The organism is Stackebrandtia nassauensis DSM 44728 (assembly GCF_000024545.1).
In the GTDB taxonomy this organism is placed as follows: Bacteria; Actinomycetota; Actinomycetes; order Mycobacteriales; family Micromonosporaceae; genus Stackebrandtia; species Stackebrandtia nassauensis.
The window spans coordinates 181996-194032 of sequence record NC_013947.1 but is presented as its reverse complement, the minus strand read 5'-3'; the positions used below and the strand labels follow the sequence as shown (position 1 = coordinate 194032).

General features: G+C 70.0%; 11 protein-coding genes. 8 read left to right on the top strand and 3 right to left on the bottom strand.

What is annotated here, in order from left to right; genetic code table 11:
• The first annotated feature begins 4 nt into the window (after window positions 1–4).
• From SNAS_RS00955 to SNAS_RS00945, 3 genes are read left to right on the top strand one after another with little or no spacing between them, the layout of a single operon-like run.
• Entirely contained in the window at window positions 5–754 is a 750-nt protein-coding gene (locus SNAS_RS00955) for a thioesterase II family protein (protein WP_013015480.1), read from the top strand.
• Window positions 738–2018 carry an MFS transporter gene (locus SNAS_RS00950; RefSeq protein ID WP_013015479.1) on the top strand — a complete coding sequence of 427 codons (1281 nt, stop codon included), beginning with the start codon at window positions 738–740 and terminating at the stop codon, window positions 2016–2018. Before SNAS_RS00955 ends, SNAS_RS00950 begins: the two co-directional genes overlap by 17 nt.
• Complete coding sequence (locus SNAS_RS00945) at window positions 2002–6918, top strand: non-ribosomal peptide synthetase (protein ID WP_013015478.1); 4917 nt, start codon at window positions 2002–2004, stop codon at window positions 6916–6918. Before SNAS_RS00950 ends, SNAS_RS00945 begins: the two co-directional genes overlap by 17 nt.
• Here the strand turns inward: SNAS_RS00945 and SNAS_RS00940 are convergent, their stop codons facing one another.
• Entirely contained in the window at window positions 6919–7380 is a 462-nt protein-coding gene (locus SNAS_RS00940) for a MarR family winged helix-turn-helix transcriptional regulator (RefSeq protein ID WP_013015477.1), read from the bottom strand. It lies immediately after the preceding gene.
• Between the two features lie 57 nt (window positions 7381–7437).
• Here SNAS_RS00940 and SNAS_RS00935 point away from each other — a divergent pair, with 57 nt between their 5' ends.
• From SNAS_RS00935 to SNAS_RS00915, 5 genes are all read left to right on the top strand, one after another.
• Window positions 7438–8214: an alpha/beta fold hydrolase gene (locus SNAS_RS00935; RefSeq protein WP_013015476.1), complete on the top strand. Its 777-nt coding sequence runs from the start codon at window positions 7438–7440 to the stop codon at window positions 8212–8214.
• 37 nt (window positions 8215–8251) lie between these two features.
• Window positions 8252–8983: a 2OG-Fe(II) oxygenase gene (locus SNAS_RS00930; RefSeq protein WP_013015475.1), complete on the top strand. Its 732-nt coding sequence runs from the start codon at window positions 8252–8254 to the stop codon at window positions 8981–8983.
• A 27-nt stretch (window positions 8984–9010) separates the two neighbouring features.
• Window positions 9011–9484, top strand: a complete 474-nt coding sequence (locus tag SNAS_RS00925) for a type 1 periplasmic-binding domain-containing protein (RefSeq protein ID WP_013015474.1) — start codon at window positions 9011–9013, stop codon at window positions 9482–9484.
• Window positions 9485–9557: 73 nt separating this feature from the next.
• Window positions 9558–10013, top strand: a complete 456-nt coding sequence (locus SNAS_RS00920) for a hemerythrin domain-containing protein (RefSeq protein ID WP_211207299.1) — start codon at window positions 9558–9560, stop codon at window positions 10011–10013.
• 84 nt (window positions 10014–10097) lie between these two features.
• A complete protein-coding gene (locus tag SNAS_RS00915; protein WP_013015473.1) occupies window positions 10098–10511 on the top strand; it encodes a hypothetical protein in 414 nt (137 codons plus the stop codon).
• 57 nt (window positions 10512–10568) lie between these two features.
• Here SNAS_RS00915 and SNAS_RS32175 read toward each other — a convergent pair whose 3' ends face one another.
• Window positions 10569–11522: a hypothetical protein gene (locus tag SNAS_RS32175; RefSeq protein ID WP_013015472.1), complete on the bottom strand. Its 954-nt coding sequence runs from the start codon at window positions 11520–11522 to the stop codon at window positions 10569–10571.
• Window positions 11519–11893: a PadR family transcriptional regulator gene (locus SNAS_RS00905; protein ID WP_013015471.1), complete on the bottom strand. Its 375-nt coding sequence runs from the start codon at window positions 11891–11893 to the stop codon at window positions 11519–11521. Before SNAS_RS00905 ends, SNAS_RS32175 begins: the two co-directional genes overlap by 4 nt.
• Between the last annotated feature and the right edge of the window lie 144 nt (window positions 11894–12037).

Here is a 12037-nt window from a genome sequence, read left to right as displayed (position 1 = left end):
CACCATGCACATCCGCACCGTCACCCCCAAACCCGCCGCCCGGGTCCACCTGATCGGCTTCCCCGGCGCCGGTGGCTCGCAGACCCACTTCCGGCGCTGGGACTCCGCGCTGGGCCCGTGGATCCGGCTCAGCGTCGTCGACCCATGGTCGCTTTACTTCGCCGCGCAGGCCGCCGAGGTCGACTCGCTGCCCGACCTGGCGTCGCTGCTGCTTCCCGAACTGGCCGTCAGCGACTCCCGGTTCGTGTTGGCCGGACACAGTTTCGGGGCCCTGCTCGCCTACGAGACCGCGCGGCAGCTGGACGAGGGCCGCCACGGCGACCGGCTCGCCGGCCTCGTCGCCATGGCGCAGCGGGCACCCACGACCCCGGCGCCCGAACGGATCAGCCACCTCGGCGACGACCGGCTGCTGCGGTTCCTGCGCGACATGGGCGGCACCCCCGAGGAGGTGTTCGCCGAACCCGAACTGCTGGACCTGCTGCTGGGACGGCTGCGCGACGAGATCCGGCTGTCGGAACGCTACCGCGACACCCGCGCCGAACCGCTGGACCGTCCGCTGCGGGTGTACTTCGGCGACCAGGACTCCGGAATCGCGCCCATAGAGGCTCGCAAGTGGACCAAATCGGTGACCGGCGACCACGTCCTGCGCACCTTCCCCGGCGGCCACTTCTTCCCCTTCGACGACTTCCAGGTCGTCTCGGCGCTGCTGGAGGACACCCTCACGAAGGAACCGCTGCATGACATCCAGAACTGAGAACGTCACGTTCAGGTTCCGCGAGGAGCGCAACTACTCCCGTTTCTTCTCCGGCCAGAGCCTGTCGCTGCTGGGCGACGAGATCAGCGCGATGGCGATCCCGCTGATCGCCATCCAGATCCTGGACGCGGGCGCGTTCGAGCAGGGGCTGCTGTTCTTCTCCAAGTTCCTGCCCGCGTTGCTGTTCGGGCTGCACTTCGGCGCCATCATCGACAAGTTCGCCAAACGCTCCATACTGGTCGCCGCCGACCTGGCCCGGATGCTGCTGCTGGCGGTGATCGTGATCCTGTGGGCGGTGGGCCTGCTCAGCCTGCCGGTGTTCCTGGTCATCGCGTTCGGGTTCGGTGCGTTCAACGTCCTGGCCACGATCTGCGGGCAGGCGTACATCCCGAAACTGGTGCCCGAGCCGAAACTGCTGGACGCCAACGGAAAGCTCCAGAAGGTCACCACCTTCGCCGAGGTGTCGGGCGGTTCGGTGGCCGGTGCCGTCGTACAGGTCCTCACCGCGCCGATCGCGCTGATCCTCGACGCGATCAGCTTCCTGGTGTCGGCGCTGTTCGTCGCCGGGGTCCGCGAACCCGGGCACCCGCCCGAGCGCGCCGAGCACGAGAAGCCCCGGATCTGGGACGGCGTCACGTTCATCCTGCGCAACGTCCGGTTGCGCGCCATCACGCTGTGCACCGCGACCAGCAACTTCTTCAGCGCCATGATGGTGTCGCTGTACCTGCTGTTCGCCATGAACGTCCTGCACTTCACGCCGCTGATGATCGGCATCCTGCTCAGCGTCGCCAGCTGCACCGCGCTGATCTCCGGGTTCTTCACCGAACGCGGCACCCGGCACCTGGGCGTGCGCGGTTCCCTGATCGCCGGGCAGCTCGTGATGGCCGCCGGTTGCGTCGTACTGCCGTTCGCGGGCGGCGACACCATCGTCAAGTCACTGCTGCTCGTCGCCTCGCACGGCATCTTCGTGATCGGGATGATCGCGTTCATGACCACCCAGGTGACCTACCGGCAGCAGGTCACCCCCGAGAACATGCAGGGCCGGGTGCACGCGGGCAGCTACATGCTCACCTACGGCGCCTTCGCCTTGGGCGCGCTCGCCGGTGGCGTCAGCGGCGAGTACCTCGGCATCCGCGAAACCCTCGTCATCGGCGCGCTCGGCCACATCCTCGCCGCCGCCTGGCTGCTGCCGCGCAGCGTCCGGGTCACCGACGGCGAGCCCCCGACTCCCGCCAAGGAGGAAGCTCATGACATCGCCTCGTGAACTCGCGACGGTCCCCGACCTGTTGCGCGCCAACACCGACGCGCACCCCGACCGGATCGCGGTCAGCGCCGGGGACGGACGGTGGACGTACACCGAACTGCTGGCCCGCGCGTCCCGGCTGGCCACCGCACTGGGTGACGCGGGCGTGCGGCCCGGCGACCTGGTGGGGGTGTGCATGCCGCGCGGCCGCGACGGCATCGCCGCGCTGCTGGCGACCTGGGCGGCCGGTGCCGCCTACCTGCCGCTGGACCCGAGCTACCCGCGGCACCGGCTGGAGTACCTCGCCGCCGACAGCGGCTTCACCGCGCTGCTGACCACCACCGGCCTGGCGGACCGGGTTCCGGTGCCGTCCGGTGTCCCGGTCATCGACACCGACACGGTCCCGGACGCCTTGGCACCCACCGCATGGCCGCACCGCCCGCAGCCGTCGGACCTGGCGTACGTCATCTACACGTCGGGGTCCACAGGGGAACCCAAGGGTGTCATGGTGGAGCACGCCGCCCTGACCAACCTGGTGCGCTGGCACGGCGAGGCCTTCGACATCACCACCGCCGACCGCTGCTCCCACATCGCGGCGGCGGGCTTCGACGCCTCGGTGTGGGAGATCTGGTCGGCGCTGGCCAACGGGGCCGCGCTGCACGTCATCCCCGAGGACATCCGGCAGTCCTTCGACGAGGCGATCGACTGGTGCGCGGCCGAAGCGGTCACGGTGGCGTTCCTGCCCACCGTGATGGCCGAGCACCTGCTGCGCCGTCCCGCCGACGACCGGCTGGCGTTGCGGGTGCTGCTGACCGGCGGCGACCGGCTGCGGCTCCACCCGGGTGACCACCCGTTCACACTCGTGAACAACTACGGCCCCACCGAATGCACGGTCGTGGCGACCTCGACGGTGGTGAAGCCGCATCCGGGTGACACCGCCGCCGTCCCCTCGATCGGGCAGGCCATCGACAACACCCGGATCCATTTGATCAATGAGGACGGTCAGCCGGACGAGCGCGGCGAGATCTGGATCTGCGGCGCGGGACTGGCGCGGGGTTACCTGGGTCTCCCCGAACTGACCGCCGAGCGGTTCGTGACCGGGCCCGACGGCGAGCGCGCCTACCGCACCGGCGACCTGGCTCACCGCAATCCCGACGGCAGTCTGGTTTTCCTTGGCCGCGTTGACGACCAGGTCAAGATCCGCGGCTACCGGGTCGAGCTGGGCGAGATCGACACGGCGTTGCGCTGGCTGGACGGCGTCGCCGACTGTGTCACCGTCGCCCGTCCCGACGCCGTCGGCGAGCAACGGCTCATCAGCTACGTGGTGCCCGAACCCGGACGCGAGGCCCCGCGGCTGCGCGAGGCGCTGGCCGAGCTGCTGCCGTCCTATATGGTCCCGGCCGTGTTCGTGGAGCTGGACGCGCTGCCGGTGTCGGCGAACGGAAAGCTCGACCGCGACGCGCTGCCCGAGCCGCATGGCTTCGAGGCTCTGACTGACGAGCGTCCCGCCGGGCCCTCGAGCGCGGCCCCGTCCGGCACCGCCCCTGTCGAGCTCCTGACCTCGCTGTTCGCCGAAGTCCTCGGCACCCCGGCCGTCGGCACCGACACCGACTTCTTCGACGCGGGCGGCCACTCGCTCCAGCTGACCATGCTGCTGGCCCGCATCCGCGACCGCTTCGGCATCGAACTCAAGTACCGCGACCTGTTCGCCGCCGCCACTCCCTCGGCGCTGGCGCAGCTGCTCGGCAATCACAGCCCCGCGCCCGACGACCCCGCACCGACACCGGCTGAGGCCGACGCCCCCGTCCCGCTTTCGCCCGCGCAGCAACAACTCTGGCTCACCAGCCAGCTCGCCTCCGGTACCGCCGTCAACAACGTCTTCAAGTCCTACCGCGTCGAAGGCTCGATCGACGTCCCCGCGCTGGAGTGGGCGCTGGCCGAAACGGTGCGCCGCCACGAGGTCCTGCGCACCCGCTTCGACGTCCTCGACGACGAACCGGTCCAGGTGATCGCACCGCCCTGGCAGCCGCGCGTCGAGCTCATCGAGGCCACCGACGTGCCGGACGCGGTGACCGCGTTCGTCACCCGCCCCTTCGACGTCGCCGCGCTTCCGTTGCTGCGCCTGGCGATCATGCGCGGCGACGAGACCCAGCTGGCCATCGTGCTGCATCACCTCATCACCGACGGCTGGTCCCTCGAACTGTTCCTCGCCGAGGTCGCCGGTCACTACCGCGACCGGACCACCGGCACCGTCACCGACCTCCCCGCCCCCAAGCAGTACGGCGACTTCGCGCGCGCCCAGCGCGCCCGCATGGCATCGTCGGCGCTGAAGCAATCCCGCGCCGAGTACGTCACCACCCTGTCGGACTTCCCGCAGCTGCTGGAACTGCCCGCCGACCGCCCCCGCCCACCTGAACGCGACTTCGCCACCGACACCGTCCACTTCGGCGTACCCGCCGAAGTCGCCGACAAGTTGGAACGCCTTGGCCGCGAACACGGCGCCACCCGTTTCATGACCCTGCTGGCCGCCTGCGATGTCCTGCTGCACCGCTGGAGTGGCCAGGAGCGTTTCCTGGTCGGCACCCCCGTCGCCAACCGCACCACAGTCGACAGCGAGTCCACGCTAGGCTTCTTCGTCAACACGCTCGTCCTCCCCGCAGACCTGTCCGGCGACCCCGATTTCGGCGACCTGCTCGACCGGGTCACCGGCTCCAGCCTCGCCGCGTTCACGCGCCAGGAAGTCCCGTTCGCCGACCTGGTCGACGACCTCGACCCGCAGCGCAGCCTCGCCCACAACCCGTTGGTGCAGGTGCTGTTCAGCCTCCAGGACGTCCCCGCGACGCGGCTGGACCTGCCCGGTGCCGAGCTCACCGAACAACCTGAGACCGTCGGGGCGACCCCCTTCGATCTCGCCGTGCACCTCACCCCGACCGCGCACGGCCTGACCGGCGAACTGCGCTACGCCACCGAACTGTTCGACCGCGCCACCGTCGAACGCATCGCCGCCCAGTTCAACCAGCTCCTTGAGTCCATAGCCGACGACCCACACCAGCGCGTCGGTGGCATCGACCTGCTGCCCGCCGCCGAACGCGCCGAACTGGCCGCCCTGGGCACCGGCCCGATCCGCCACCCCGACCCGACCGTCGTCCCGTGGAAGATCCGCCGGATCGCCGAGCAGCCCCCCGACCGCGTCGCCGTCGAGGACGCCGACGGCACCTGGACCTACGCCGAGCTCATGCACCAGGTCCGCGCCCTGTCGGTGATACTGCGCGAACGCGGCGTCGGCCCGGAATCCCTTGTCGGCGTGTGCATGCGCCGCGACCGGATGCTGCTGGCCAGCCTGCTGGCGGTGTGGATGTGCGGCGGCGCGTTCATCCCGATGGACCCGTCCTACCCCCGCAAACGCCTCGAGTACATGATCGCCGACAGCCGCCCGACGGTCCTGCTGGCGACGCCCGAAACCGCCGCGACCCTCGACGTGGGCGACGTCGACATCGTCCTGCCCGGCCAGCACCCCGCCCCCGACGACGCTGACTGGCCCGATGTGGACATCACCGGCGCCAACCTCGCCTACGTCATGTACACCTCCGGTTCGACCGGCAACCCCAAGGGTGTCATGGTCGAACACTCCAATCTGGTCAATCTGCTCGACGCCTACGCCGCCGACCCCGGTTTCGGCCCCGAGGACCGGCTCCTGGCACTGTCCTCACTGTCCTTCGACCCGGCCGTGCGCGAACTGACGCTGCCACTGACCGTCGGCGGTCGCGTCATCATCGCCCCCGAGGTCACCGCCGACCCCGACGAACTCGACGCGCTGCTTCGCCGGGGCGCCACCCACTTCGGCGCCACTCCCGGCGTCATGAAGCTGTACACCAGCCACACCGCGAAGCTCCCCGACACGGTGCGGCTGCTGTTCTGCGGCGGTGAGACCATTTCGGACGCGCTCGCCGAGGCGCTGCTGGACCTCGGCATCACCGTCCTGCACGGCTACGGCCCCACCGAGACCACCGTGTCGGTGTGTTTCGCCCCGGTCACGGCCGACACTCCCATCTCGATCGGCCGTCCCATCGCCAACACCCGGCTGCACGTCGTCGACCCCGCCGGACGGCTCGTCCCGCGCGGCGTCCCCGGCGAACTGGTCATCAGCGGCGCGGGCGTCGGACGTGGCTACCTGCACCGCCCCGACCTGACCGCCGAACGGTTCCGGCCCGCCCCCGACGGCAGCCGCGGCTACCACACCGGCGACCTGGTCCGCTGGACCGGCGACGGCAACCTCAAGTTCCTGGGCCGCACCGACAACCAGGTCAAGATCAACGGCTGCCGGGTCGAACTCGGCGAGGTCGACGCCACCGTCCGCGACTTCCCCGGCGTCCGCGACAACCTCACCGTCACCCGCGACGACCCCAGCGGCGGCAAACGCCTGGTCACCTACGTCCTCGCCCAACCCGGCCACCGGCTCGACACCGCGGCCCTGCACGCGAGTGCCGTCGAGTCGCTGCCCACCCACATGCTGCCGTCGGCGTGGGCGATCCTCGACGCCTTCCCGTTGAACCCCAACGGAAAGGTCGACGTCAGCGCGCTGCCCGACCCCAGCCCGTCGCACGCGAACCAGGAGCCGCCCACCACCGCCACCGAGCTCGCATTGGCCGCGATCTGGCACGACGTCCTGGGCACCCCGACACCCACCCGGGATGCCGACTTCTTCACCTCCGGCGGCCACTCGCTGGCGGCGATGCGCGTGGTCACCCGGATCCGGGAACGCCTCCACCCCGACGTGGCGCTGCGCGACATCTTCGCCCACCCCCGGCTGCGCGACCTGGCCAGCCACCTCGACGGCCTGACCGACACCGAACCCGCCACCCCCGCGATCGGCCGGGTCGACCGATCGAAGCACCGCCTGGACGCCTCCCGGCTGTCGTGATCAGTCGACGTCCACGTCGTCGAGCAGCCGCAGCAGTCGCGACAGCACCCGGCCGCAGGCGTCGAAGTCGGCGTCGCTGAGGTCGGCGGCGGCCGCGCGCAACATCGCCCGCTCCCGCTCCAGGAGCGCGGCGATGACGGCGTGCCCGTCCGTCGTCAGCCGGATCAGCGACGAGCGTTTGTGCGCCGGGTTGGCGACGGCCTCGGCCAGCCCGCGCGCCGCGGCCTCGTTGACCATGCGCTGCACGAACTGCCGACTCAACGCCTGTTCCCGCCCCAACTGCGGCACGGTCATCGGTCCCCGGTCGTGCAGCATCACCAGCACGGCCCGCACGCCGACCGACATCCCCTCCCGGGCGGTGTCCTGCTCGACCTTGCGGTGTATCCGCCGGTACAACGGCCCCACCAGGTCGAACACCTCGAAGAACCGGTCGACGGACGCGGCGGGCTGACTGTCATTCACCCCACCAGTATGACACCTGAGTTGTCATATGCTTCGGAACATGACACCCTGGTTGTCATGAGCGATCTGTTCCGCTATGAAACCGGCAGCGGCCGACCGCTGGTCTTCCTGCACGGCGGCTTCCTCGACCACCACATGTGGGACGACCAGCTCCCCGGCTTCGGCGAGGACCACCGCGTCATCGCCCCCGACGCCCGGGGCCATGGCCGCTCGCCCAACGCCACCGGCCCGTTCCGTCACACCGACGACGTGGCGCGGCTGCTGCGGCACCTCGACACCGGCCCCGCGATCCTCATCGGAGTGTCGATGGGCGGCGCGACCGCCGTCGACACCGCGCTGGAACACCCCGAGCTCGTCGCGGCCCTCGTCGTCAGCGGCGTCGGCACCAGCGAGCCCTACTTCACCGACCCGTGGACCACCGACACCTGGACCCGTTGGCACACCGCGATGACAGCCGGGGACATCGACACCTCCATCCAGGTGTTCACCGAGTTCGCCGCCGGCCCCCATCGCGGCCTCGACGACATCGACGGCTCAGTCGCCGACCGGCTTCGCCACATGACACGCTCCACAATGTCCAAGCACACCGCCGACGAACCCGACTGGCAGACCCCGGTACCGGACACCTGGTCCCGCGTCGCCGACATCACCGTCCCCGTCCTGGCCGTCAACGGCGCCATCGACTCCCCCGACCACCTCGGCATGGCCGAGCGCCTGACCACCACCGTCCGCGACGGCCGCTCCACCGCGATCGACGGCACCGCCCACTACCCGAACATGGAGGAACCCGCCCGCTTCAACGCCATCGTGCGGGAGTTCATCACCACCGTCTGAGTGCAACCCGCTCCCGGGCGGCGGGGTTGAAGTGGGCATGACCCACGAAACCCACACCCGCGACCGGTTCACCGACCGCGTCGCCGAAGCCGACTGGACGGCGGTCAAGGCCGAACTCGACGAGCACGGCAGCGCGCTGCTGCCGCGACTGCTGTCGAGCGACGAGGCCGCCGAGATCGCGGCACTGTACGACGAACCGCGCCACTTCCGGGCCACCGTCGACATGAAGCGCTACCGGTTCGGGCAGGGCGAATACCGCTACTTCACCGACCCGTTCCCCGAAGCCGTGCAGCGGCTCCGCGAAGAGCTGTACCCCAGGCTCTTGCCCGTCGCCCGCGACTGGGCCCGCAAACTGAAGTGGGACGCAACCTGGCCCGACACGCTGTCGGCATGGCTCGCCGAATGCCACGAGGCCGGGCAGCGACGCCCCACCCCGATCCTGCTGCGCTACCAAACCGGCGACTGGAACGCCCTCCACCGAGACCTGTACGGGGACAAGGTCTTCCCGCTCCAGGTCGTCATCAACCTCAACCAGCCCGGCGTCGACCACACCGGCGGCGAGTTCCTGACACTCGAACAACGCCCCCGAGCCCAGTCGCGGGGCAGCGCGCGGCTGATCCCGCACGGGCACGGCCTGGTGTTCACCACCCGCGACCGCCCTGTCGCCTCGACACGCGGCTGGTCGGCGGCCCCGATGCGGCACGGCGTCTCGGTTCTGCGCTCCGGCCGCCGCCACACCCTGGGCCTCGTCTTCCACGACGCCACCTGACCAACGACGCCACAAGGGAGACTCACGATGACCACTCTCACCGCCCCCGCACCCGCCGCTCACCTCACCGCCGAGCTCGCCGCCGTCCTGCGGCTGCTGGAACGCATGGGCGCCAACACGATCGTCCTGGGCTCCGCCCGCGACGCCGCGTCGGTCGCCACCCGGGCCGCGCTGGCCGAAGCCTGGACCGAGCGCGGTGGCGAGATACTGGACAGTGTGGACTGGCCCGAGTCGGCGGCGTCCTGGCTGCGCCAGGCCCGTCGCTTCGCCGCCCCCAAGCCCGACGCCTGGGTGGTCGCCGCCCGCCCCACCGGCTGGGCCCACATGGTCGGCCGCCTGACGGACACGGCCTGGACCGCGGACCGGACCATCGTCACCGCCGCCCTGCGCGCTCCCGACGTCCTGGCCTCGTTTGACGCGGCCAGCTTCGCGGGCCTGCGCGGCGTGACCCGCGAGGGCAGGACCTGGCGAATCGGACGTGCGACGGCCGGGAAGCGGTGACTACAATGTCCGAAGCGTCGCGTGCCGGTGGCGGACAGCGTCAGGCATGGAGGCGCCGAAACGAAAGCTGGCCGTGGAAAGACTCACCGCCTGGGGCGACGAACTTCGCTCCGTCCACCAAAAACTACGCAAGGCCCTCGCGCTCGCACGGACCTCACTCGACACCGGCGAGACGGTCGACCTCTCCGGTGACCTGCTGTTGTTCTGCCGAGGCTTCTGCAGCGCCCTGACCGGGCACCACCGCAGCGAGGACGGCTCGCTGTTCCCGCACGTCGCCCGGCTCCGCCCGGACCTGGCGCCGGTGATCGCGAAGCTGTCCCAGGACCACAACATGATCGACCACCTCATCGGCGGTCTGGAGAAGGCGATCGCCGACTCCCCGACCGCAGAGGTGGCGCATCGGCACCTGGACGGCATCGAAGCGGTGATGGAGACCCATTTCCGCTACGAGGAGAGCCAGCTGATCAGCGTGCTCAACGCGATGGACGGCGAGTTCGACAAGACCGAACTGTTCGGGCCGCTGACCTGAGGCCGCTTCTACGCTGACCGGAGTAGTGACGCGGCCTCCTCGCGGCCGACGCGGTACCTCGCTTTTCGTCCCAGACTGGCAGCCATGAGCGACTCGAAGAGCACCGGATTGAAACTCGTCCCGCGTTCCCGCGCGACAGTGGCCACATTGGCCGGACTGTTGGTGGGCATCATCGGCATCCTGATGCAGTACGCCGTCACGCCCGAGAAGTTCCCCGGCTTCCCGCCGGGCGTCTACGTCATCGGCGGCTGCGGCGTGCTGGTGTGGCTGATGCAGCGACTGTCGTGGGGCACCCTGCCCGCCATCCTGGTCACGCTGCAGATCATCGTCCTGGGTGGATTCATCCAGGGTGAGCTGACGAAGAACCTGCAGTCGTCGAACACGATGACCGTGATCGCGAACCTGGTTCTGTTGGTGGGCATGGTGTTCGCCACCGTCACCGCCGTCGTCGCGATCCGGCGGAACCTCCGCGACCGGGCCCGTCGCCAGGCCGCGTGACCCGACGAAACGGACCGGTGTGGACGCCAAGCGTCCACACCGGTCCGAAGTCTCGCGTCAGCGTTTGGCGGCCCGCCAATGGCTCCAGGCCAGAGCGACCAGCGGTATCGCCAGCGCCATGAGCCCGAAGTTGACCGCCGTCGTGACGTAGGTACCGCTCGCCGCCACGTTCCAGTCACCGGCCGACATCCTGGTGCCCGCCAGTGAGTAGGTGGCGAACCAAACCGCGGGAAGCAGCAACACCGAAGCCGCCCACAGGGTGCGGGTGGTCCGGCGGGTGAAGTACTCGACCACACCGGCGATCACTATGGCGCCCAGCGCAAGCAGCACGAGAACCGGCAGGTCCAGGACGACGTCGCCGGTGCGATACGTCCGGTGCGGTTCGGTGATCCCGAAGGCGCCCAGCGCCAACAGCAGGCTCACCGGTGGCGCCACTCGCATCGTCCAGTGCGGAGTCTTCGGCCAGGCCAGCACCAGGGCTCCGAAGACCGCCAGCGGGATCACCGAGAACATCGGCGGCGAGGCGTAGTAGGTCAGGTAGGCGATCGGGATGTAGGCGAGCGTGGCGGCCATCGGCACGAGCACCAGGCCCCGGGTGACGCGCCCGGGCAGGAAGGCCGCCGACAGTCCCACCGCCATCCACAGTGCCCACAGGATCACGGCCGGGCTCTGGAACGCCCCGAAGGTGTCGAACTCGGTGCCGCCCGGCGGTGGGCTCATCTCGACCCGGAGCGTGAACACGAACGACACCGCCGTGACCACGCTCAGCGCCGCCGCGGCGGCCACTCGCATCCCGCCGGGCAGTCCTTCGGGGGCGTGGCGGAGCCGTTGCAGCAGCCCGGCCTTGGCGATGTCGCCGACATCGGCCAAGGTGGGTCGCTTGCGGTCCTCGGCCGCGCAGTCCATATAGGTGCCGACGATCTCCTCGCCCCGCTCGCGGCGGTAGCGTCCAGGGTAGACGCGAAGCAGCCGCCGGTAGCGCTGCTCCAGTACCTCGTGATTCGTGGTCAAGCCGTTCCTCCTGCCAGTCGGTGTGCGGTTCGGGGAGTGTCGAACGACGGGGACGGGAAGGCGCGCAGCCGTTTCGCGGCGGCGTCGACGTTGCGACGCGTCTGCTCGACGGCTTCGCGCAACGTGGCCGCGCCCTCGTCGGTGAGCCGGTAGTAGCGCCGGAGCCTGCCGTCCACGACCTCCTCGCGGTCGGAGGCCACCAGGCCGTCCTCGCGCAGCCGGTCGAGCGCGCCGTACAGGGTGCCCGGGCGCAGGCCGACCCGGCCTTCGGACAGCTGCGAGACCTCGGTGACGATCCCGTAGCCGTGCAACGGCTCCCGGGCCAACGCGGTGAGTATCAAGAACGTGGGTTCTCGGAGTGGGCCAGTCATGTACGACAATATAACGGCAACGAAGGTATACCGTCAACCGTGCAATCCCACCGCAGCGTCTGACAGATGCCCGGCCCCCTGTCATGCCCTTATCCGACTCATAATTCGCGGATATCCGACAGAGGAACGACCCTGACCCAGAAA

What these genes read in the sequence shown, in the direction of transcription:
- SNAS_RS00955 (WP_013015480.1), top strand. Translation starts at nt 5, where the DNA reads ATGCACATCCGCACCGTCACCCCCAAACCCGCCGCCCGGGTCCACCTG.
- SNAS_RS00950 (WP_013015479.1), top strand. Translation starts at nt 738, where the DNA reads ATGACATCCAGAACTGAGAACGTCACGTTCAGGTTCCGCGAGGAGCGC.
- SNAS_RS00945 (WP_013015478.1), top strand. Translation starts at nt 2,002, where the DNA reads ATGACATCGCCTCGTGAACTCGCGACGGTCCCCGACCTGTTGCGCGCC.
- SNAS_RS00935 (WP_013015476.1), top strand. Translation starts at nt 7,438, where the DNA reads ATGAGCGATCTGTTCCGCTATGAAACCGGCAGCGGCCGACCGCTGGTC.
- SNAS_RS00930 (WP_013015475.1), top strand. Translation starts at nt 8,252, where the DNA reads ATGACCCACGAAACCCACACCCGCGACCGGTTCACCGACCGCGTCGCC.
- SNAS_RS00925 (WP_013015474.1), top strand. Translation starts at nt 9,011, where the DNA reads ATGACCACTCTCACCGCCCCCGCACCCGCCGCTCACCTCACCGCCGAG.
- SNAS_RS00915 (WP_013015473.1), top strand. Translation starts at nt 10,098, where the DNA reads ATGAGCGACTCGAAGAGCACCGGATTGAAACTCGTCCCGCGTTCCCGC.
- SNAS_RS00905 (WP_013015471.1), bottom strand. Translation starts at nt 11,893, where the DNA reads ATGACTGGCCCACTCCGAGAACCCACGTTCTTGATACTCACCGCGTTG.